The sequence below is a fragment of the Carboxylicivirga caseinilyticus genome (assembly GCF_050589785.1).
Lineage (GTDB): Bacteria > Bacteroidota > Bacteroidia > Bacteroidales > Marinilabiliaceae > Carboxylicivirga > Carboxylicivirga caseinilyticus.
This window is the reverse complement of record NZ_JBNGOX010000001.1, coordinates 199,937-223,659: the sequence shown is the minus strand read 5'-3', so window position 1 is coordinate 223,659 and position 23,723 is coordinate 199,937. Positions and strand designations below refer to the sequence as shown.

General features: G+C 36.4%; 14 protein-coding genes. 3 read left to right on the top strand and 11 right to left on the bottom strand.

What is annotated here, in order from left to right; translation table 11 throughout:
• Nucleotides 1-58: 58 nt before the first annotated feature.
• From ACRD62_RS00890 to ACRD62_RS00880, 3 genes are all read right to left on the bottom strand, one after another.
• Nucleotides 59-838: a LuxR C-terminal-related transcriptional regulator gene (locus tag ACRD62_RS00890; RefSeq protein WP_430818234.1), complete on the bottom strand. Its 780-nt coding sequence runs from the start codon at nt 836-838 to the stop codon at nt 59-61.
• A gap of 190 nt (nt 839-1,028) precedes the next feature.
• Nucleotides 1,029-2,282 carry a DUF819 family protein gene (locus ACRD62_RS00885; RefSeq protein ID WP_430818233.1) on the bottom strand — a complete coding sequence of 418 codons (1,254 nt, stop codon included), beginning with the start codon at nt 2,280-2,282 and terminating at the stop codon, nt 1,029-1,031.
• A gap of 170 nt (nt 2,283-2,452) precedes the next feature.
• Nucleotides 2,453-5,704, bottom strand: a complete 3,252-nt coding sequence (locus ACRD62_RS00880; RefSeq protein ID WP_430818232.1) for a DUF6055 domain-containing protein — start codon at nt 5,702-5,704, stop codon at nt 2,453-2,455.
• Between the two features lie 233 nt (nt 5,705-5,937).
• Between ACRD62_RS00880 and ACRD62_RS00875 the strand changes: the two genes are divergently transcribed.
• Nucleotides 5,938-8,919, top strand: coding sequence for a histidine kinase (locus ACRD62_RS00875; protein ID WP_430818231.1), 2,982 nt, complete (start codon nt 5,938-5,940; stop codon nt 8,917-8,919).
• Nucleotides 8,920-8,925: 6 nt separating this feature from the next.
• A complete protein-coding gene (locus tag ACRD62_RS00870) occupies nt 8,926-9,666 on the top strand; it encodes a LytR/AlgR family response regulator transcription factor (protein WP_430818230.1) in 741 nt (246 codons plus the stop codon).
• A 114-nt stretch (nt 9,667-9,780) separates the two neighbouring features.
• Here ACRD62_RS00870 and ACRD62_RS00865 read toward each other — a convergent pair whose 3' ends face one another.
• The 8 genes from ACRD62_RS00865 to ACRD62_RS00830 all read right to left on the bottom strand — a co-directional run bounded on the left by ACRD62_RS00865 (nt 9,781) and on the right by ACRD62_RS00830 (nt 22,165).
• Nucleotides 9,781-12,069 carry a sulfatase-like hydrolase/transferase gene (locus tag ACRD62_RS00865; protein ID WP_430818229.1) on the bottom strand — a complete coding sequence of 763 codons (2,289 nt, stop codon included), beginning with the start codon at nt 12,067-12,069 and terminating at the stop codon, nt 9,781-9,783.
• A gap of 748 nt (nt 12,070-12,817) precedes the next feature.
• Complete coding sequence (locus ACRD62_RS00860) at nt 12,818-13,312, bottom strand: hypothetical protein (protein WP_430818228.1); 495 nt, start codon at nt 13,310-13,312, stop codon at nt 12,818-12,820.
• 75 nt (nt 13,313-13,387) lie between these two features.
• Nucleotides 13,388-13,957 (bottom strand): hypothetical protein, encoded by a 570-nt coding sequence (locus ACRD62_RS00855; protein ID WP_430818227.1) that lies wholly within the window; start codon nt 13,955-13,957, stop codon nt 13,388-13,390.
• Nucleotides 13,958-13,969: 12 nt separating this feature from the next.
• Nucleotides 13,970-15,496 (bottom strand): class I SAM-dependent DNA methyltransferase, encoded by a 1,527-nt coding sequence (locus ACRD62_RS00850; RefSeq protein WP_430818226.1) that lies wholly within the window; start codon nt 15,494-15,496, stop codon nt 13,970-13,972.
• A gap of 1 nt (nt 15,497) precedes the next feature.
• Nucleotides 15,498-17,348: a DUF262 domain-containing protein gene (locus tag ACRD62_RS00845; RefSeq protein ID WP_430818225.1), complete on the bottom strand. Its 1,851-nt coding sequence runs from the start codon at nt 17,346-17,348 to the stop codon at nt 15,498-15,500.
• A 12-nt stretch (nt 17,349-17,360) separates the two neighbouring features.
• A complete protein-coding gene (locus ACRD62_RS00840; RefSeq protein ID WP_430818224.1) occupies nt 17,361-18,758 on the bottom strand; it encodes a restriction endonuclease subunit S in 1,398 nt (465 codons plus the stop codon).
• The gene (locus ACRD62_RS00835; RefSeq protein WP_430818223.1) at nt 18,758-19,348 is read right to left on the bottom strand and encodes a hypothetical protein; all 591 of its coding nucleotides are present in this window, start codon (nt 19,346-19,348) and stop codon (nt 18,758-18,760) included. Before ACRD62_RS00835 ends, ACRD62_RS00840 begins: the two co-directional genes overlap by 1 nt.
• A 3-nt stretch (nt 19,349-19,351) precedes the next feature.
• Complete coding sequence (locus ACRD62_RS00830) at nt 19,352-22,165, bottom strand: type I restriction endonuclease subunit R (RefSeq protein ID WP_430818222.1); 2,814 nt, start codon at nt 22,163-22,165, stop codon at nt 19,352-19,354.
• A 252-nt stretch (nt 22,166-22,417) separates the two neighbouring features.
• On the opposite strand from ACRD62_RS00830, the gene ACRD62_RS00825 reads away from it, so the two are divergent.
• Nucleotides 22,418-23,389: a hypothetical protein gene (locus ACRD62_RS00825; protein WP_430818221.1), complete on the top strand. Its 972-nt coding sequence runs from the start codon at nt 22,418-22,420 to the stop codon at nt 23,387-23,389.
• The last annotated feature ends 334 nt before the right edge of the window (nt 23,390-23,723 follow it).

Genomic DNA, 23,723 nt, shown 5'->3' with positions numbered 1-23,723 from the left:
CTGAAACCCTTCAAAAGAACCATTCTAAATAATATGAAGCAATACTCAATATGAGTATTTAATAAAGCTGATGCAGCTGGGCGTATGCTACCATTTCACCAGTTGATTTTAAATTTAGTTTTTTTAGAATATTACGTCGATGAGTATCGACAGTATGTCGACTAATATGCAAAAGCTGAGCTATTTCTTTACTTGATTTACGCAATACCAGCAATCGGATTATATCCCTTTCTCGGTTTGATATTTCTTCGATTAAAGCCAGGCCAGAATAATTTCGGCTGTAGATAGTTTCATATTCATTTTCATCATTCAATATACATACCGATGCTTTAATTGGCATTTCATCACCGTTTCCTATAACGGTTATGTGCCCTAACCCTACAATTGGTTTCCCATCTTCATCCAACTCCATGGGTGATTGGTGCTCATACAAATTTACATACTTACCATTTGATTTACGTACTCTAAAATTCCAGGTATAAGACAGGTATCTCCTCTTCTCTGGCTTTATTTGTGTCATGGTAAATTGCATTAAATCATTCAACATATTTACCCAAACAGGCAAATCATCCGGATGAACCTGACTTAACCAATAACGTGATCCTTCGGTTTTCATCTTTTCCGGATCCAGGCCCAAATGACGCTGAAAATTAAGACTTACGAATGGAAAATTATTAAACGTTGTATTGGTAAGAATAAAGAAAGAGGAATTATGAGGCAGCACTTGATCTAACTCTTTGATCTTTTGTATATGTTGCTTTATTATCCCTTTTGATAATACATGATTACTACTAAACACTTCATCGTAAATGTTTAAAATACTATTTTTCCCAGACATAAAATCTTAAATAATGGGTTATACCAATTTTATTAGGAAAGATTCAATTTGTGCCGATTCATTAATGAGTATGATATTTTAAACAGAATATGAGACGTTCTTGTTCAATAATTCAAACAAAATAATTAAAAAATTTAACCGAAATATTAAAAAGAATAATTGAGAATTATTCATTAATCACATTGATTTATCACGCCACAGCCTGCATCAACAATCCACACATCCATGCCCCATAGGTACCAAAAGCATAACCTAAAACAGCCAACAACACACCAACCGGGGCCAAAGAAGGATGAAAAGCTGCTGCAACTACCGGGGCGCTGGCTGCTCCACCTATATTGGCCTTACTCCCAACTGCCAGAAAGAAATAAGGTGCCCTGATTAGTTTACCAACTATCAATAACAAAATTACATGAATAGCCATCCAAATGGCTCCTACTAAAAATAATCCAATGTTATCAAATATTTTGGTTACATCCATCTTCATACCTATGGTTGCTACCAGAACATAAATAAACACAGTTCCAATCTTAGAAGCTCCTGCCCCTTCGTATTGTCTGAATTTGGTAAACGACAAACCAATTCCAAAAGTGGTTGATAATATGATCAGCCAAAAGAATTTAGAGGTTAAGCTAAAGCGGTTTAAGAAAGGTGCGTGATTTTGAATAAAGGGTGCTAAATAATCGGCAAACAAATGAGCTATTCCGGTCAAACCCAAAGCAATGGCCAGAATCACCATCAGATCTATTGTTGACGGAATACGAGCCGTTTTTTTACTGAATTCATGCATGGTATTTTTCAAGGATACCACACTGCTGGCATCAGCCTTAAAATAATTATCAATTTGATTGGATTTACCTACTCCGATCAATAATACAGCCATCCATACCTCAGCTACCAAAACATCCACAGTAATCATGATGGAGTACAACCTATCTGACGGCTTAAAAATTTCGTACATGGCCGCCTGATTGGCACCACCACCAATCCAGCTTCCGGCAATGGTGGTCATACCCTTCCATACAGCATCTGGTCCGGCTCCACCAATCAAATCCGGATTAATGGCCGATGCAATCAAAATAGCTAAAGGTCCACCTATAATCACACCAACAGTTCCGGTTAGAAACATGATAAGCGCTTTGCTTCCTAATTTAAAAACTTCGCGAAGATTAATGCTTAGTGTTAACAAAATCAGACTGGCTGGTAATAAAAAATGGGAAGCCACAAAGTACAATTGAGAATGTTCTCCATCCACCACACCAAATGAGGTTAACAAGCTGGGAATAAAGTAACATAACAGCAACATGGGTACTACTTTGTAAAACTTCTTAAATACAGGGTGTGAAGAATTACTGGTATAAAAAATACCTGCGAGTACCATCATTAATATCCCAAGTACAACTGCATCGTTTTCAATTAAAGCTGATGTTTGATTTTGATCCATCCAATCTCCTTTATTAGTCTTTTAAAAAATTAAAAGCGACAAAAATAATCATTCCGAATAAAAAGCCTTGAAAAATAAGGGTTCTGTTATTAATCAATGCATTTCTAATTAGGTCATTAATAAAAACAATCGCCTGTTTGAGGTTAACAGGCGATTGTTGATTTTAGTTTTTATGGTATCAAAACCTTTCGCGTATAAACTTCTGTTCCTTTTTGAATATGAACAATGTACATACCACTTCCAAGTGCTTTTTTAAAGCTGGATTGACTCACTTCCTTATTAACTACCAGGCTGCCAGCCAGAGTATAAATACTAACCTGTGAGTTTTCAGGTATATTGCTGATAATAACTTCTTTTTCCTTTGCATAAACCAATATGGTGTTTTTAATTTCTGTACCTACCGAGGTAACCACATTACTATAACCAAACAAGTTGGTATTATTAAACTTAACCTGATAGGGCCATTGCTCATCATTGGAATCATCATCATCCCAAGCATGACGCCAATGGTAAGAAGGTGCACCACTCACAACCAACCACAATCTTAATGTATTAGCCGGACAATCAAAATGAAGGGTATCGTTGGGTGTGCTGTACGAAGCTGAACCTATATCACTATAAACTCTCGTTCCATCGAACAACATGGCTACAAATCCATAACGCCATCCGGCTGAAGTAACGTAGTTTTTACGATAACCATCCATCCCACTCTTACCTTCAAAAAAGGCGCTTACACGCGTTGCTGTGCGTGGAGTGTTCAGTAGAATAACATTATACCCATAATTTTCGGGGCAATCCGACTCATCGACCAACCAATAATCACTTCCAGCATCAGACATAGCAGTTTGGGGTCGACTTAATATTTTACTTGAGGCATATGATTTTATAGCTGGAATATCCCACGTTGTAAAACGGGCTGCACATTCAAACATCTCATTGTTAAACTCCGACTGATTAATACCTGTAATTCGCTTATACGTTTCTACAGGATCTTCAGGGCGAATAGATTCATTCCATAAACGGCCTATAAAATCCAATCCGTGCTTATAAGTCCAAAAATCCTGAATAAAGTAATTATCGTAGCGCGGAGTCTCGTGCAAAATATGTTTATGTGCGGTATTTAAATAGGATGTAAAATTACTTGCCGTAAACTGCTGAGAGGGATAAATTTTATATCCTTGCCATTGAGCACATTGTTCCCACCAGCCGTTACCACCTGATGCACTTGCACCAAAGCCATACATCCAGCCATTCTGATCGTTGTTATCGCAGTGCACCTGGTACTGAAAACAGTGGCCTACCTCATGCGCCATGGTATGTCCCGCAGCCTGTGCCGACCAGGCAGTTAGTGTAAGTAACCCAATCGTGTTATCTACACCCGAACCACTGGCTTCCCAATCGCGGGTATATCGCAAACGAATAATCATTTTGTACTGACTCGACTTGGCTCCATCTCGCGAAATAAATCCTAACGAATCGGTGTAATAACTATATGCTGTTTCAGCAATATCCAACAATCCATCAATATTAATACGATAATTACCATCCACCACAACACTTGGATCCTGTCCATATCCCGGTTCCCAGAATACAATCCAGTTTTTTGATTGTTTGCTTCGCTCCATACTCCAGGTATTGTCTGGATCATTAACATCACCCATCATCCATCCCGGGGTATAGATTTTCTTTTTGATGATTGCATTGATAGCAGAAATAGCATCTGTCAGTTCTTCCAGTGAAGCATCCAGATTATTGATAAATAACTGAGCATTATCAATAGCTGCCTGAAGATTATCAGCTCTGGTGCCTGAAATAAGCAGTAATTCCTCAGTGCCTTCATCAATGGCTGTTTGCAAATTAACATATGCCTCAACTGATGTATTTGCTGTTTCAATGGCATTGTTCATATTCTGACTTACTCCATACAAATCATCAAAAACCAACGGATCAGCTGTAATAACCTGTTGAGCTTCCAGTATAGCAGCTGTTAAAGTGGCTGACGCTGTATTTTCCATTTTTTCTTCTAAGAGAGTCTGGGCATGAGCAATCTGATCTTCAATAGCAGCTACCAGATCATTGGAGTCAAACTCACCCAGATATTCCAAACGGAAATTATCAAACAGTACCCAATAGCCACTCTGTTGAAAATCGCTTTGTGCGCCAAATACCAGATCATCCCCTTCGTCGAGCATAATATTATCCAGCTGCATCAGGTAATTATCGTCAGAGGCAGTCATAACCGTTTGTGCACTTGTCATTGAATTGACAAAACCATTGAGTGATCCGGAACCTGTATAAGAATGCTGATAAAGTGAATTAAAAGTCGCTTGTTTCTTTGCGAAACTATTAGCCTTGGCATAAAATTCAGCATTTATCACTTCTGTGCCCGCATTATATGCAGCGCCTCCGTCATTGCTTTTGGGTCGTTCAAATCCCTGGGCTTTCAGTCGGTATTTACCAGCCGGAAGACCACTGATAACCTGATACATATCAAATGTTTTCTGATAAAATTCAACACAGTGGTAATTGATGGTTCCAACACCTTTCCAACCATCCTGCAGGTTTTCATCAAATCCCTGGTTGATAATTCGGTCAGTCATATCTAGTGGCGAATCAGGAGACGCATTTTGAAGTTGATATGAAGTAATGGCCTGCTCTAGCTCTTCAAGAGCTGCATTCACCAGTTCAACTGTTGGATTTGCCAATGCATCTTTGGCTGCATTAATTGCAGTAAGCAAACTGGCAGCACCAACTCCCTCCACATCATATAAAGCCTCAGCTTCCGTGATAAGGGCCTCCAATAATGAAGTATTGGCAATTTCGCTTATTTCAAATAATGAAAATGAATCAAAGCCTAATCGGCTATTCAACCATCTGAAGCGAGCCACCAAAAAATTATAAGGTGTTGAATTGGTAAAAACAACTTCGTTTTTTGTCCAGGTTCCTCCTCCATTAACTTCAGTTGCATTAATTACTATTTCCGGTTCAGCTGAAGAAATTTTATTATTGGTTAACGACACCTTACACCATTGTTCCGAGCCAGCTGTTGCCGATGCATCGGTGTATTTAACATGGTACGAAAAATAATATGTCTTGCCATTTTCAATGGCCCATCCGGTACCAATAGAACCAGAAGAACTGGAACTTTCGTTTGTTGTACCGACCAGATATTGCGAATTATCAATACCGCCGGAAGTATAAACTGTAAATTTAGTGCTTGTCAGTTGAGCCGCTGAAGTCGTTGCATCAGTCCAACCGGTAAAACCCTCTTCAAATCCTGGGTTGCTAATCAAATTATCACTCACTATCTGATAGGTACTTCCATTATATGAGATGATATCACCATTGGATTGGGCATAACCAATATTGCCAAGGCTTATAATAAAGATTGCAAGAAATAAAATGCGAAAACTTCTTTTCATAGATTCAAAATTAATTGGGATTGCAAATTAGTATCTATAAGAAAGAAGGGCCTGTACAAATTCTATTATTGCTAGAATAGAATCGATATGTGGCTAATTAAAAATCTTCAAATCCATAAAACGGAATTTACTACCGGATATAAATTCATCCTTACCGTTTATCTATTTAACCCTAGTCCAGTAAAATATTAATTCTATTTTCGAACTGAACTTAAACTCTAACAATATTCAAAATGACAAACCAACCAATCAAAACCCTGACATTACTAATTTTTTGCTTTCTTATTGCAATAACATCAAAGGCTCAAAAGATCAACCTTAAAAAAGGAGATGGTTTTACGTATCTGATTTCTTCGTTTAACAAACTAGGTCCTGAAGACACAAATTCTATTAAATCTTTTAATGAAGGATATTATTGCGACCAATACACCTTTACAGTCGAAGATACATTAGCAGATGGTTATCAAATGAAAATGAAATATGATCCTGTATCTCAATATTCACGCAATAGAGGAGCAAATGATAAGCAGTGGGATACTAACACCAGCTTTAACCGAGAACTGGTCAATTCCAATACCATGTATGTTAAAAGTCCATACCTGGCCGAATTTAACTTATCTCTAAACGGCGAAATTTCGGGAATGAAAATAGTTGATAAGATCATACCCAATGCTATGAGCAATATGCCCGACAGCCTTGCTATAAGATATGAACAGAATACAATCAGTCAATTTTTCAATTTCAATTCAGAATCAATAAGTCAAGGCAATATACTGGAGAAAAATGATGTTAAGTATAAAGTATCGGATACAACAAACAATATTGTAACCCATAAGTCACTAGCAGATGATAATCACAAAGAAGTAATTAATCGATATAACATTGAAACAGGATTATTAGAAGAAAACCGTTTATATATTAATAATCTGAATGTTGAAAACCATTATCTCATAAAACAAATTACTAACAACAACTCACCCTTTAGCTGTCGTTTTACTAAAAACAACTATTCTGTTGACACTACTTTTACCCAAACCAATGTTACTGTAAGGGGTAAAATTACAAACGCAGCGCCCAACAGCAATGTCTCCATTAATTGGGGCGAGTCAACTCCAAATAGTTACCTCAGATGCAGCATTGAAACACAGTTAAAAGAAGACAGTACTTTTGAACTTCACTTACCACTGGATGAAATGCAACAGGTAACTTTTAGATGTAATGAATTCTCCACCTTGTATCTTGCTCCCGGAGATGATGTTTACCTAACTGTAGACATGAATGCCTTTGATGAAACAATCAGAGCTTCGGGCAAAGGTTCGGAAAACATAAACTTCAGCCTGCAGAAATTTTTATTTGAAGAAAAAGAACGTTTATCATCAGGAGATATCTATCAACTATATAGACAAAAGTGTGTTGAGTTAAGTCCTGAAGAACTAAAAAACTTCTTCTATGATATTTTAGAGAAAAGACAAGCTTTTCTGAATACGTCTGGCAAAAATCTGTCTCCCGAACAATACCTGGCAGAATTCTGGGATATACAAACTAATATTGTATCTATTCTTAAAAATTACCCAAGAGATCAGGAGTATTACAGAAAACAAGCTAACAAAGAACCAGTACATGTAAATAAAAGTACTTTTTATGATGATGATTTTTATTCGTTAATCCATCCGGATAATGATATGATGATGTTTTCACCGGAATATGATCACTTCATCAGAGAATATGTATTCTTCTTTTTGGATTATAAAATAAGAGATATAACCGGGAAGGGAAACTCCATTACTATTAATAATTTTTTCGATCAACTCTATATTGGCAGGTATGGCTTCTGTAATTCAGCATTTAACGGAGTTAGTCAATACTCACTAAAATATTCAAGCGTTTGTGATGCCTTAGATCAGGCAACATGGGATGTATTTGTAACCTTATATCAACAATTTAAAGAAGAATACCCCAATGCATATAAAACAAAATTGCTGGATGAGGCTTATGAAAAGGCAAAAACGGTAGCTCCGGGTGAGCCTGCTTTTGATTTTGAATTATCCGATTTTAACGGTAAAAAAGTAAGACTTTCGGATTTCAAAGGAAAGGTGTTGTATATCGATTTCTGGTCAACCAGTTGCGGTCCTTGTGTTGGATCTATTAAAAGACATGGTAAGAAATTAGAAGAATTGTTTAAAGATACCGACATTGTATTGCTATATGTTGCTTTGCAAAATGATGTGGAAAGCGCCCGGAAATTTATGGAAGAACAAGGCATAAACGGAGTGCAGTTAATAGCCGGTGGTAATGAAGAATTGCTGATCAGAGATAAATATTATTTTGATGGAATACCTCATCATTACATAATCGACCGCGAGGGAAACATCGTAAAAAGAGGTGCCCCCGAACCATATGAAATTGTTCCAAAACCTTCAATACTACTGGATGAACTAAAGCCAAAAGAAGAATCGGCAAATAGTAAAACCATCTATCTTCTTAAAATAATTGTTTTATCATTGGGTGGAATACTTTTGTTGGTTGTTGGTATATTGATCTTGAACAAACGTGCTAACAAACGAAAACTAAATCTGTCGGACCTCAACACCAAAGTGCGCGAACTGGAATTAACCGCCATTCGCGCACAGATGAATCCTCACTTTATGTATAATTGCCTGAATTCGATCCAAAACCTGGTGCAACAGAAAAAATCGGAAGAAGCCTATTTATATATTTCCAAGTTTGCCAAACTGATAAGAGATGTGCTTAAATACAGTGATAAGAATGAAATTTCGTTGGCCGAAGAAATTCAAATGATTGAGAACTACGTTAGTCTTGAAAACCTTCGCTTTACAATCAATTTCAATTTATCCATTGAAGAAAAGGTGGACACCTATTCCATTTTTATCCCTCCATTGTTGCTTCAGCCCATTGTAGAAAATGCAATCCTTCATGGACTATCGCCAAAGAAAGGAGATAAAAATTTAACTTTAGAAATTAAATCAGATTCGGGCTATATATGCATCATTATTGATGACAACGGTATTGGAAGAGAAGCCACGCAACAAAATAGATCGGACAACAGCGGCAAGGGATTAAGTTTTTGCAAAGAACGCCTCGAACTGATGAAACAAAAAAACCAGCAAGATTATCGACTGTCAATTACTGATAAGAAAGATAATGATGGTATTGCTCTGGGTACCCAACTGGAAATTTGCATAGCTGAAGAGTAAGAAGAGATGTATAAAGTAAGAACCGTACTGGTTGATGACGAACAAAACGGAAGAGAAAACCTGAGAGGTGCTCTTCAACAATACTGCCCCGAAATTGAAATCATTGCTGAAGCCGATAGTGCTATGGCAGCCATTGACATCATTAGAAAAGAGAACCCTGATCTGGTGTTTCTGGATATTGAAATGCCCGGTGGAAACGGATTCAAGGTTCTTGAATTTTTTAGAGATCCAAAATTCTCAGTCATCTTTGTCACCGCATACGATCATTATGCCATACAAGCCATCCGTTTTACAGCGCTTGATTATATTTTAAAACCCATTGATATTTTTCTGTTGAAAGATGCTGTTAAACGTTACATTCATAACAAATCGAAGGAAGATAACCGACTCAAGATATTTTTAAGTAACAACACACTATCGACCGAAAGCAAGAGAATAGCACTGCCAACTGCCGACAAAATTAACTACATCGAAATCAGTCGAATTATCAAATGCCAGGCCGAATCGAGTTACACCCGTTTCTTTTTGGATTCAGGCGAAGTACTCTTAGTATCCAAATCATTGGTAGAGTATGAAGAAATCATATCCGACTCCGGATTTATCCGTACCCATAAATCCTTTGTAGTAAACACCAAACACATCCAGTCATTTGTTAAAAAAGATGGTGGTTACCTAATTATGTCAGACCATTCAACCGTTCCGGTATCCCGAAGAAAGAAAGAATTTGTTTTAAGTCAAATATACTGATATACGTATCTGAACCTAACCTTAATTTTTATTTTGCATAACAAAATAAGGCTGTCCATTTACTTTGGACAGCCTTATTGATTTTGCTGAGGTGGAAAATTAAATTCTTCCTTTCTAATTAATTAATACTTTTCTGGAAAAGTTAGTTCCTTTTGTATCAGTCATTTTAATAATATAGGTTCCCGGCGTTAATCGTGTTGTGTTGATTGGCCATATTTTATCGGTACTAACAATCTTTCTGCCAGTAATGGAATACAATGATAATTCACTAATTGGTTCATTATATTTAAAAGATAATAAACGGGCTTCTTCATCATAAATGACATAGAAATCATTAGCATTTTTAGTATCTGATTCGATTGAAGTAGAATTACGATCAGCTATAATCTCCGGTCCGGTAATGTTGTTCATTACATCCTGAATCTCATCCGGATTAAGTATTCCTTTGAACAAAAACATCTCATCAAATTCACCCTTCCAGTAATTAACCTTACTCTTATGAGCCCCTATACGAAGAGCCCCAGTGCAATTCTCAAAATTAGGTGCCTGAATCTTCATCGCCAATTCACCATTAATAAAGTAGGCAACAGAATCATATCCGGGATCGCAGGTTATTGCCAAATGTACCCAATCGCCTTTAGGATAAGGTGTCTTAATGGTTCCATTTAATGCTCCTCCTAAAAAGTTGTTGTACGTTTCATTACCATCGCTATAAACATACGACTGTGCAAAAACACGGCCGGTTCCATTATTGTCTTTCTGTCCAATAATCAAATGTATGGTTGAATTTGATGCCGGTATATTCGCTTCATTGCGAACCCATGTACAAAAAGTAAACTGATCTGTTCCTGGATTCACAAGTCCGGTTACATTTAAATCGAGGTATTGATTTGTACCGTTAAAACTTGCTGCATTTCCATATTTACCTTCTACTAATGGCACATTATTAACATTGTCTAATACGTAATCGTTTTCAGACATATCATTTACTGACTCATCAAAAGGACAATAGAAAACCAGTTCCTTTGGTGTGGGGTCCGGCATTGTTTTAACAGTTTCTTCAAACTCCATATCTTTTGCAAAATACCAATTAATGACTTTTGTTTTAAGCGTGTTCACCAATTCGATTTCTGTCTCGAATAAATCATTTGTTTCGTTAGGATCAACAGATAAATCGTATAATTCAGCTCTAAAACCGTCTGCTGAAGTATATAATTTCCATTTATTATGACGAATACCCAGATGAAGACTTCTGTTTACTTCAATCGGGAAATTAAAACTTGGATTTCGTCCATACTCAAAAAACAAATCCTCCTGTCTCTGGTGTTCTGAATTTGTAAGCAAACAATCACTTATATCTTCACCATCGCCATCAAAGTCAGAAGGATACTCAGTTCCTGCAATCTTACATAAGGTAGGGAATAAATCCAATGATGAAATTACGGAATTCTCATCAACAACTCCGGCGGGAACTTTACCAGGCCAGCTTATCACAAATGGCATATTTACACCCGCTTCGTAAATACTATTCTTTGCCCCTCTTTTACTATTGCTGCGAGACTGGGTAAATGTCGGACTTGGACCATTATCACTTGTGAAAATTATCAATGTATTGTCCAATATTCCCATTGTCTCAAGTTCGTCTAACAATCGACCAATCTGTTTATCGTACTCACCTATAACCGGCTGAAGACTGCTTAATGCCTCATAGCTTGAAGACGGAACATCCATTGAAGGTACCCATGGAGTATGCATATCATCGGGCCAAAGATTTATAAAACAGGGTTTATCCGGATTATTTTTCAGAAAATCAATTGTTTTATCAACAAAATAGGCAGTCCTGTCCCAACGTTTAACATCATCGGTCATTGCCCAAATCCAGTTTGTAGAAGTAATAGCCGGATCTGGATCCGGACTTTCATAAGTTGAAACATACTCATCAAATCCATATTGTGTTATTGAAGGAGCATCAGTCACATCTCTACCTCCACCCAAATGCCATTTTCCAATATGAGCTGTTGTATAACCGGCAGCTTTAAGTGTTTTAGCCATAGTTGGTGCATCTGAACTTAGATAATCCTGTTGCATTCTTCTGTAGTTTGCAGCACGCGAATCAAGATAAGTATTGATATTCCATCGGATGTGATACATACCGGTTGTTAAATTTACCCTCGAAGGAGAACAAACCGGAGCAGGCGTGTAATATTGGGTAAATATTTTACCCGACTCTGCTAAACGATTAATATTAGGAGTGTCATAAACCGCGCCACCGGTAAAGGAAACATCACCCAGGCCCATATCATCTGTATAAATAATGATAATATTGGGCTGTTGTGCTTTTAAAGATGTTATTCCAATAAAAAGGAAAATCAATAAAAAAATTAATGTTGTAGGTCTTTTCATAAAAAGGATTAAAAAAGTTTTTAAAATGAAATTGAATTAATTAGTTAGCTTAACTACCAATAATACAACTACATTCACATACTTACTCATAGATATTATTTGATAAGTAGCATTCAGAAAGTAAAAAAACTACATACTAATGTATCAGCGGAAGAGACAATTCAACAAGCCCAAAACTTCATTGAATGTGACTCTTAAAATCAAGATCTATGGTAAGTCAAAGTTTATTCCTTTTCATGATATCATAGACAAGAAACTACCTCCAGGTTTTAAGGAGGTATGATATTTGAAAAATTGTAGCCTCAGGTAGTTTAAATACAAAACCCAAAGCGGTTAATCACTTTGGGTTTAATAGGTTGTAAGTTTAACTTGCGGAGAGATGAGTTTCTTAATCTAATTAGTCAGGATAGAATACCTAATACGGAATGGACTGTGTCAGCTATTAAGCTTATTCAGCAATTTAACCTGCTTACACAATGCTTGCCATTTATTCCAATTAAAAGAATAGATGAATCGGATATAGGAATTGTGGCACAAGTGGCTAAGATATTACACGAAAAACAGAAAGCATCTTAAGACTTGTTGATTAATACTTTGGGGGAGTTTAACTAGTTTATTGCTCCCTCATTTAGGTGGTATTTTCGATTTTTTGTGAGATAGTCAGTCTGCAAGAAAATAAAAATTATAATACCATGTATAACCAACGGTTGATATAATAATGTCCGGTAAAACAAAAAACTACATGAAGCTATGGAATTAATGAGTCTCTCATTTCAGAATAATCAACTAAGACACCATTATCAAGAAGTACTTGATTGATAAATGTTAGAAAGCTATCAATATCATAATAGGCTGAAATAATTTCCAATATCGTGTCCCTTTTAAAATTAATGTTACGTCTTTGACCAACTGCATTTACAGGATACCTAAGATAATAAGAGTCTTTATCTAACATGCTTATTTTATCAGTTAACAACTTTAATTTATCTGATTTGGTGGATATATCTTGCATCGTCTCTTCATCAAGACAAGATAAATCTAACATAGAGAAATAGCTGCGTTCACCGGAAAACTGTTTAAATAACTTTTTTAGAGAATGATTTCTACTAACCCAATTTGGAGCAGTATAATCAGACATTTCTTGGGCACCATAAATATTAGCCTTTAATCCTAACTCAATAGATTGTCGTATTAAAAATAAAATTGGCAAATAAAGCTTGTTGATATCTTCATTGTTTTCCATAACTTGCTTTAAGAGTAACGTAGTCAATGAGTCATATTGCGTCCTTAGGTGACCAACGTATATGCAGCCATACAGTTAGATCTGGTAATCAAGTTTTGTTCTATTACCTTCATAAATATATTCAGGGTGCACTTTATTAATTGTAAATAGCTGAGTGTTATTCAAAAGAGTGTCCTTATTGAAAAAATTATGCAGTTCCAAGGTTGCAAATTCCCTTTCTTCTTGCGTGTCACTAGGGAAGAATTTTTTCTCAACACCATCGATTTGCTCAGAGTGATAACGATAACAAGATCCATCCTCATCCTTGTCAATTAACAATATAGCCTCTCTTAAATGTTCAGGGTAAAAATTGGAAGGTGTGTCAATATCATACAGGTGTTGAAAATTATGAGTGTTTGGGAAAGTGATATTGTTTTTCTTGAGATTAAATTTTATTAATAGTTCTAAATTGTGCCTTAGTAAAAAAGTACTTGCTATTCCAATTGGATTTAACATCTCACCATTAGCAACAGATTGATAAACTAATTGGCTAGAATAGAGATAGCAATCGTAATAATGCTGCCATTCCGCTTTATAAACATCTTCACTTAAAAGTAGCTTATCCCTTATTGCTTGGTCCTTTATGTCAATCCTTTCGAGTATCACAGTTAATTCCTATTAATTCTCACCATTCCCATTAATCGTTTCCATTATCTCCTTAAAGCTGTTGAGGCCCGATTCAATATTTTCGATAATCTCACTTGCCAGTATATCAGGATCAGGAAGGTTATCTAAATCAGTTAAGCTCTTATCTTTCAGCCAGAATATATCAAGGTTGGTTTTATCTCTTTCCAGTATCTCTTTATAGCTGAATTTACGCCAACGTCCATCGGAATTTTCTTCACTCCATGTTTCGGTTCTCTTATGACGGTTTTGAGGATTATAGCACTTCACAAAGTCGGCTAAGTCAGCCGTGGTCATTGGCTTTTTCTTAAGCGTATGATGTATGTTTGTGCGGTAATCGTAAATCCAAACCTCTTTAGTCTGCGCTTCCTTGCTGGCTGGTTTATTATCGAAGAATAGCACATTGGCCTTAACTCCATGAGCATAGAATAAACCTGTTGGCAAGCGAAGAATTGTGTGTAAGTCAGTGGTCAACATGAGCTGTTTTCGTACTTCTTCACCTGCACCACCTTCAAACAAAACGTTATCAGGTAAAACAACCGCTGCTTCTCCGGTAATTTTCAGCTGTGTTTTAATGTGCTGTAAGAAGTTTAGCTGTTTGTTGGAGGTGGTTTCCCAAAAATCCTGACGGTTATAACTTAAATCTTCTTTTTCCGCTTCGCCTTGGGCATTGGTGATGGTCATGCTACTTTTCTTGCCAAAGGGTGGGTTAGCCAGTACATAATCGTAACGATTACCATCATCGGATACTAAAGCATCATTTGACGAAATAAAACTGTTGCCATCGATTTCGCCAATGTTGTGCAGGTACATGTTCATCAGGCATAAACGACGTGTGTTGGCTACAATCTCGTTACCGTGGAAAGTCTTATTTTTCAGAAACTCCTTTTCTTCACGGTCCAGTTTGTTATTGGCTACAATCCAATCGTAAGCCGCTAAAAAGAAGCCACCAGTGCCGCAAGCTGGGTCGGCAATTGTTTTTAAGGGTTTAGGCTGTACACAGGCCACCATTGTTTTTATTAAGGCGCGAGGGGTGAAGTATTGTCCCGCTCCCGACTTGGTGTCTTCTGCGTTTTTCTCCAATAAACCTTCGTATATCTTACCTTTTATGTCAGCTCCCATCATTGACCATTGTTCCTGGTCTATCATGTTGATAACGCGAAGCAATTTGGCAGGGTCTTGAATCTTATTCTGGCTTTTGGTAAATATCTGACCCAGCATTCCTTTTTCGGTGCTTAAGCTGCGCAGCATCTGCGAATAAAAGGCTTCCAGTTCTGCACCGCGTTTGCTCGACAGGGTTTCCCAATTGCATATTTCACCATCCTCAATTTCGTTGCCTTCAACATCTTTCAGCTTCGGGAATTGTAACCCTTTATTATACGGTGGTTTATTTAGCTCGTCGGCCATTTTAAGGAATAGCAAATAAGTAATCTGTTCCAGATAATCGCCATAGCCTACACCATCATCACGCATTACGTTAGCGAGGTTCCAAATCTTTGATATAATTGTTGATTCAGTCATGTTAATTCCAAATGTATTTAGATATAGCAAAAAGCAATCTTTGTCTCATTTCCAACTCTTCTTTGCCAAACTTATTCATAGCTCTTAAATCTAAGCCATACTTGCTTTTTAAGTCTTTCATATCCAGCTTCGATTTGTAAGCATCTTCCCGAAGAGTTTCGTTCCAATAAAGCGTGTTCGCATAGGTTTTTAACTTCTCCGCGTATGGCTCATTATTACTCGAAATATTATCCCTTCCTTTCAGCAGCAGAATACCACCTAACCTATTTCTTTCTTGTTCAAATAAATCATCATCATTATTGAAAAATGCTTTATTCTCCTCGTTGTGTGAAAGTATATGTTCTATATGAAAACCTGTCTTTGCGCCAGTTTTTGAAACCAAGTCTTCTATTGGGTGTTTCATACCAAGGTTAAGATTTGCACTAAAAAACTGCTCAATTCTGGCGAAATAGTAGCGTTTAAAACGCATGTTCAGATTAATTCCTGTATTTCTGAAAAAAGCATATTGCAGGCCTTCGGTTACAGCAGAATTCCTTCTTTTTTCTAGCTCAGTAAATAAATGTTTATCAAATACTCCTCTAATGGCATCTAATTCACCATTTCTGACTTCTTCAGAGATTTTATATAGTAGCTCGTAAAAAGCATTACTATCATATGAATTTTGAAGCTGCAGCAGAGCAAACAATCGGTCAATTTCGTATGCTATCTTTTCTATTTTTTCATCTTCTTTTGGGTCGTTTAATTTGCAAGCTGATAGAATAAGTAAGAACTGACCATCCATTTCATTTAATTTGTTAATGAATACTGAAGGGTATTTCTCAGACTGTGTTTTATATGCTTTGAGGATTTTGATATACAGTGCGCTGTAGTATGAAAATGTTGTATCCAGAAAATTCTTCACAGCAGCCGAGTTGTGGTTTAATTCTAAGATTTCATTCATTGAATTGGTAAACATCTCTCTATGATACTCACCATCAAATAAAGTTCCTTCCTTTCGCGAATTAGAATATTTGGCTTTTAAATAATACCTAAAAAAGGTGTCAATCTCATCCTCCTTGAAGTCATTAATCTCCTTAACCTTGCTTTCCCAAACGTGATTGTAGTTGAATTTATCTAATTCTATCTTATCAATTTGCCCAAGTAACTTACCTTTCAATATCTCATATGGTTTTAAGCGAACACCTCTATCGTTGATTACCTCAAATACCATTGGCACTTCAGTTTGTTCCACTGTTAGGTTTATTAATACCAAACGGTAAAGGAAGAAATATACGAATGTCTCAAACTTATGCTTATCCTCTAATTGACTGTCAATGTACTTAGAGATTGTACCATAATTAGCTACCAAGTTTACAGAGGTGATGGATGATGATGTATCGATTTCTTTATGCTCTTTCTTGTTTTCAAATAAATCCTTAAGAACACCGAGCGATTTTTCATGGTTCATCCAGTAAGACCTTTTTCCACCGCTAAAACCAGTTATTTTGCTATTAATCCAATCAACAAAATCCGAATCACATTCATGTTCCTTTGCCTTATTGTATAGTTTAATAAGCAATAAGGTTAGTGAGGTTAGCCGTTGTTGACCATCAACAACATACACTTTTCCATCGACTACATTAGTAACATAAGTGTTTAAATAGTACCATGAGTATTTTGCCATTACAGTTTCAGTACTTGGTTCTAATGAATTATATTTTTCATACTCTTGGTTAAACATGAAAAACACATCGTCCAGAAGACGTAAAACAGGCTCGGAAGTCCATTTGTAATCTCTCTGATAGAAGTCAATGTGATAGGTAATATTTGAAAAGACGCGGTCAATGTTTTGTTTATCTGGTGCAATATCCATAACTGTATATTCTTATTTCTTCTTTTTCTCCTTTTTAATACGCTCTAATAATACACTGGCTGGCTCATAATCGGCTTCCTGTTTGCATTTATCTATTTCAGCCTTACTAAGCAATTTGCCTTCAAATGCTTTTTTAAGGATGCTTTGGCGTAAGGCTTCTGATTTTTCCAATGCTTCAGTAATGTTTTGTTCTACTTTGTCACAAACAGACAGGCGGGATTCTATTTCACGAACTATTTGATGTTGTTCCTCCTTGGGTGGAATTTGCAACTTAAATTTTCTAATATCATTTTGGAATAAATGGGGTGTTGCACTTCCTGTAATTCTTTCAAATACTATGCTTTGTAAATCTGGTCCACTAAATAAATAATATATAAAATCTTGATCCAATATCTCTAAACCACGAATTACTAGTATAGATGAATTAACAGTAGCTTTATTGTTCAAATTTTTAACAATTCCAATTTTGCCAATACCAGCACCGTCCTTGCATAATAAAACATCTCCTTCTATTAATTGAATTTCAGGACTTTCTAAATATCTTTCTTCAGATAAATGATATGCTTCTGAATAATCAACATATTTACCATGATTTAAGGAGTGCACACTTAAAAAAAGAGGGCCGTCATCAGTGTATTCGCTTTTTTTAAGCCCACGCCAACCAATTCTTGCAGCAATATATACGAGTTTGTCCAAGGTGCCAACAGACCATGTGGATATAGATTCACTTTTTGAAAAATCAAAATCGTGTGTTATTTTTTTGTGATAGATAGAATCCTTTGGGGGTTTATTAATTTTTCTTTCTTTGGATATCTTTTTTAATAAATCATATGAGGGTGTTGGATTATTTTCTTCTCTCCACTCTCGGGTTAATTCTCCCTCAAACGCCTTTTTCAACACTGCTTGGCGGTAAACTTTAAGCTGCTCCTTAGCCAAATTAAGGTCGGCAATGCCTTTATCTAAATCAGAAAACAGGGTTTCTATTTTGGAGACAATGACGCGTTGTTCAGGGACTGAAGGTAGAGGTAGGTATTGTTTCTCAATGTGTTGATAGTGTCTTGCGTAACCTTTATCTTTAATCTTGAAAACAAGAATCTCAGTTAATAAGGAGATATATTTTGGGTCAACACCAGACTTTGGCTCAAGCACTTTTGTGCCATCAGCGCCTGGTGCAAATTTAAAATCAATTAGTTTAATTTTTTTAGTGTGATCTCCAAATACTATTACCGGTAAATTACACTCAAGCAAGCTCTCTTTTGAATTTGTATAACCGCCAATAATTGATTGACCTTGATCGACAACCCGATAAGCACCTTTAGGTAAATATTCTGATTGTTTTAGTTTGTGTTTTACTGTGGATACTTTAAAAACGGCATCTTTATACAATATTTCTACCCAGTCCTCTCTCATTATGCAGCCCTTTTAATCCCTTTAAGTTGATAAATAATTTCAATGCCCGAAAAGAAGGCGATTATCTTCTCATTCTCGTTAATTACACATGTTAATTCGTGCGCTTCCTGATTACGCTTTTCCTTTAAAAACAATGAGAAGTTAAAGTGGTGGTTTGTAATCCATTTTAAATCTCTCGCTTTTTCGAGTAACTTAAATAATGAGGGGCATGATTTTTTATCTTTCGCCTGTCCTTCGGCTATGTATTTATCTTTAAGAATATTCTCTATAATAAGGGTTAGTTTTTCAATAGCTATTTCTTGCTTGTTTTCAGAGATTAATTCAATAACAGTCTGCAACTTTTTTGAAATGGCCTTGTCAACACCTTCGTATTCGTCATGTAGAGACTTTAATTGTTCTTTAATTTTTTCACCTGTTCCGTCTTGCCCTTTGGTGTCTTCAATATATTGTGATAACAGCTTCAGGTAGTTGTCATTTTTCTTTTTAAGAATACCCTGAATTCTTTTTTTATCCTTGTTTTCGGATAATGCCCATCCAAACGCAAAGATGGCAATCACGCTCAATACTGCAATAAAAGTGTCTTTATTCATTAATTATGCTACTAATACTTCGTTCAATTCATCAATAATTTCAGTCATTTCTTTACCAAACAGTTGGTACATCATACCGCGTCCACCTTGGGCATCAAAAGGTGTGTAATCTAAATCGTCCATTTCAATATGATATGAGCTAACCACATGGTCCTTAATCATTCGCAGCCAATCCATTTGTTCAGGTGTGAAACGGTTGTGCTGCCCTGCGTTCTGCTTAAAAATCCAGTTCTTAAAATTTTCGTCAATGGTCTTGTCAAATGCTTTCAACTTATCATCAATTCCGCAGGACCTGCGAATTAAAGAAATTAATGCGGTTAATTCATCCTTTGGCTGCTTACTTTTTACTTTTTCGAGCGCAGCATAAGCATTCCATACGTAGTCGGGCGCCAGCAATGGTTTTTCAAGCAATAGTTTTTCCAATACCTCCTTAATCATTTTAAAGGTGATATGCCGTCGGTTATAAGGCTGGTTGTAAAAGATGCTTAAAGCCTTAATTTCATCCTTATGCTGTTCGAGGTACTGCTTAAAATCCTGAATGGTTTCGTTGGCCTTTTCGGTGGTAAAGCTGTCCCATTCCGATTTGGTAACGGTGTCGATATTTACCCCATCAATGATTTGCTCATGCTCTTTTCGTACGTTTTCTAAATAGTCGTTCAGTTCACCGTTAAAGGTGCTGGATGCTTGCCTAATCAGTTCCTGATGGGCTTCCTTTTGGGCTTTGTTAAGCAGTTCAGGCGTTTGGTCTTCAACAGGTATATTAGAAAGTTTCGCTTGTGTCTTGTTTTCAATTTCGTCAGCATCGAAGGCAGCAATCAGTTCCTTAGTCATTTGTTTCAGGTTTTTCCCACCTGAAAATTCCAGTAGCTTTGCTTTTTCCTTTTCGGTAATCTGCTTTTCCAGACGAATTAAGCGGTTGGCCAGCGATAAGAATAAATCCTCTTCTTCAACGCCCATGGTAACTGCACCCAGTAAGTCTTTCAGGGGAACAGACGGTTTGCGTTCCAAGGGGCGACTGTCTGTTTTCTTCGACTTAGTGGCACCAATGGCATCAACAATTACAAAATGCGTTTTGCTCTTGGCTGTGCGTGAAACCTGCATCAACTTATCTTTATCGATGGTTCGGGTTCCTCGCCCTTTCATCTGCTCAAAATAGTTGATGCTTTTAACATCGCGCATAAACAGCAAAACTTCCAGTGGCTTTACATCGGTTCCGGTTGCAATCATATCTACCGTTACGGCTATGCGTGGATAATAGGCATTACGAAAGCGATTTAAAACCGACTTAGGGTCTTCGTCAATCTTATACGTTACCTTTTTACAGAAATCATTGCCTTCGTCGAACTCTTCCCGCACTATTTTAATAATATCATCGGCGTGACTGTCTGTTTTGGCAAAAATGAGTGTTTTAGGCACTTCATATTCACCTTTTTCATCAATGCGGTTAGGGAATATTTCAGCCTTTAAGGCACGTTTGTATTCGCGCACGATATTTCTAATCTGGCTGGGATTAACTACTTTCTTATCCAAATCATTCTTCGAATATTCCGTGTCTTCATCTTCTTGCTGCCAGCGTTTTTTACGAGTCAACTTATCACGTCTATCCACATACCATCCGGCCTTAATTACATCACCTTTCTTTGATATTTCGGTTTCTATGCTGTAAACATCATAAGGTACATTTACACCATCGGTCACAGATTGCTCGTAGGTGTATTGGCTTACGACATTCTCATTAAAAAACCCAAATGTGCGCTTGTCTGGGGTAGCTGTTAAGCCAATCAGGAAAGCATCGAAATAATCCAATACTTGCTTCCAGAGATTATATATTGAGCGGTGACATTCGTCTATTACGATAAAATCAAACTGCTCAATGGGAACTCTGGCCGTGTATTCAACAGGAATGGCTTTTTTCTTACTCGTTTGTTGTTTCAGCCATGTGTTATCCTCTGGACTAGCCAACTCAGCACTTTCATCCAGTTCCTCACCTTTTAAAATGGAATATAGTCGCTGAATTGTAGAAATACAGACCTGACTGTCATTGGCTATATAACTTGATGATAAACGCTGGACATTATATAGCTCTGTAAACTTCCGGTTGTCGTCAGTTGGCTTAAAGGTCATAAACTCCTGCTCAGCCTGTTCGCCCAAATTCTTTGTATCAACCAGAAACAATACACGTTTAGCGTCTGCATGTTTAAGCAAGCGATAAATAAAAGTGGCTGCGGTAAATGTCTTTCCGGCACCGGTTGCCATTTGAATTAAGGCCCTTGGGCGGTTGTTCTTAAAGGATTTTTCTAAGTTCTCAATGGCTACAATTTGTGCAGGTCGTAATCCTGTTGGGTCCAGTTCTGGAATAGTTTGTAATCTACTGCGTAAGCTATGACCGTTTTTTAAGTAGTTGGCAATGGTTTCCGGCTGATAAAAGCTAAAAACATTTCTTCCCCTTGGTTTAGGGTCACGGTAATCGGTAAAGCGCGTAACAATGCCAGTACTTTCATATACAAACGGTAGTGGGTCGTTATTTAAGTACTTTAATTTGGCAGTTGCATAGCCTTTCGATTGGTCTTCGACAACAGTCAGGTGATGTCCTTCTTCCTCTCTTTTAGCCTCAATTATCCCTACGGGTTTACGGTCAACAAACAACACATAATCCGCAGGGCCAACATCCGTCTGGTATTCCCTTACTGCAACACCTTTATTTGCCGATAAATCAACTTTCTTTTTTGATTGCACCACCCAATTGGCTTCCACCAACATCTTATCAATGCGGTCTCTGGCAATTTGCTCAGGGGTTTGGTTGATTGTAACGGTCATGTATTAATGCGTTTGTATTCTGTCTAATCTCAAAAATAGTGAAATTATGTTATAAGGCAGGCTTGATTAATGAAAAGATGTGCAAATAATAAGTTTTTGGGGTAAGTTGTTCATACTTTATCGCAAGAAATATTTTTGAATAATAATGATTGTCACAGTTTATTGAATTAAGAGAAATTTTGTCTTTTTAAAAATGATATATTATATTCACTAAATTGTTGAAAATTTATGAACTAATTCAAATAGAATCTTATGTCAAAAAATGGCTTTTCCCCTGACTATTGGAGTCATGCCTATGGAATTGCAAGTGTTGCAGGACTAATTCTAACAATAGTTGGTTTTTTTTATGCTTATAATCATCTTGAAGCCACTATGGCGAAGATTGTTGATACATTATTCTATGTAATAATTGCAATTTTGTTTGTTTTTATTGTATCCGCTAGCTACTATACTAGGAGATTAAGAAAGATGGATTCCCTTCCTTTGATTGCAGAGAATAATCGTACATATGCTAATCAGTTATTTGAAATTAATAAACAAATGGCTGAAAGTTTTCACTATATATCTCACTATAATAGGAATATATTAAATTTCCTTGAAAAAGTAGATTTAGAAGATTTAAATGATCAATCATATAAGGAAATTGTTCATCGATTCAGCAGCTTCCTTGTTAATGTGACATCGTGTTTAAGACAATTTTACACAACGGCTTCAGGTTCTGTTTGCGCAATATCAATAAAAATTATAGACGATGAATATAAATTTGTCAGGACCTACTTCAGAGATCCAATTTCTTTAAAAAAAAGAAGGAGGACGGATAATTATTATCATTCAGGTAACGGAGCCTATCAAACACATGAGAATACTGCTTTTGATGTCATCTTGAATGAAGGTTACGTAAATGTATTTTTCGCGAATGATGATTTACAAGGATTGCATAAAAAACATATGTATGAAAATAGTAGCCCCTTTTGGTTTGAGAATTATAATGCTACTATAGTTGTTCCAATATCAATGATTATCGCTTCTAATGAAAGGCATATTTTAGGTTTTCTTACAGTTGACAATAATACGGGAGAATTAAATGAAACAAGTAAGGTGGAATTTCTTTTTTCCGTAGCTGATTTAATGTATAATGCTCTTGATAAATATTTTAGAATTAGTATATTTGCACAATCAAAAAAAATACAACATGCCGAGCTTGACAAATTCAATTGGAGTTAAGGTTAACAAGTCATACGCTAATAAGGTGTATCATACTGGAACAAGATCAACATCTAAGGTTTGTTCAAATCCTAATAGAATAGTTAAAGTGGGAACTCAAACCTTTGGTCCTAAAAAGCGCTAGTACTGAACTGACGTTATTATAGGTTTATATTTGATATAGTAATTCTTCGGGTATGAAATACGAATGTTATTACATTAAGACATATCCCCTTTTTTATAAAATTTAGATTGAATTATTCGTTCGATTTCATCAATCCCTAAATTTATTATATCTAAACATTTATCTTTTGTAATTTTAATCTCAATAATCACCCATTCTGATTTATTAATC

Coding starts and splice junctions, on each gene's coding strand:
- ACRD62_RS00835 (WP_430818223.1), bottom strand. CDS start 19,348: ATGAATAAAGACACTTTTATTGCAGTATTGAGCGTGATTGCCATCTTT.
- ACRD62_RS00865 (WP_430818229.1), bottom strand. CDS start 12,069: ATGAAAAGACCTACAACATTAATTTTTTTATTGATTTTCCTTTTTATT.
- ACRD62_RS00880 (WP_430818232.1), bottom strand. CDS start 5,704: ATGAAAAGAAGTTTTCGCATTTTATTTCTTGCAATCTTTATTATAAGC.
- ACRD62_RS00890 (WP_430818234.1), bottom strand. CDS start 838: ATGTCTGGGAAAAATAGTATTTTAAACATTTACGATGAAGTGTTTAGT.
- ACRD62_RS00875 (WP_430818231.1), top strand. CDS start 5,938: ATGACAAACCAACCAATCAAAACCCTGACATTACTAATTTTTTGCTTT.
- ACRD62_RS00860 (WP_430818228.1), bottom strand. CDS start 13,312: ATGGAAAACAATGAAGATATCAACAAGCTTTATTTGCCAATTTTATTT.
- ACRD62_RS00870 (WP_430818230.1), top strand. CDS start 8,926: ATGTATAAAGTAAGAACCGTACTGGTTGATGACGAACAAAACGGAAGA.
- ACRD62_RS00840 (WP_430818224.1), bottom strand. CDS start 18,758: ATGAGAGAGGACTGGGTAGAAATATTGTATAAAGATGCCGTTTTTAAA.
- ACRD62_RS00825 (WP_430818221.1), top strand. CDS start 22,418: ATGTCAAAAAATGGCTTTTCCCCTGACTATTGGAGTCATGCCTATGGA.
- ACRD62_RS00885 (WP_430818233.1), bottom strand. CDS start 2,282: ATGGATCAAAATCAAACATCAGCTTTAATTGAAAACGATGCAGTTGTA.
- ACRD62_RS00830 (WP_430818222.1), bottom strand. CDS start 22,165: ATGACCGTTACAATCAACCAAACCCCTGAGCAAATTGCCAGAGACCGC.
- ACRD62_RS00850 (WP_430818226.1), bottom strand. CDS start 15,496: ATGACTGAATCAACAATTATATCAAAGATTTGGAACCTCGCTAACGTA.
- ACRD62_RS00845 (WP_430818225.1), bottom strand. CDS start 17,348: ATGGATATTGCACCAGATAAACAAAACATTGACCGCGTCTTTTCAAAT.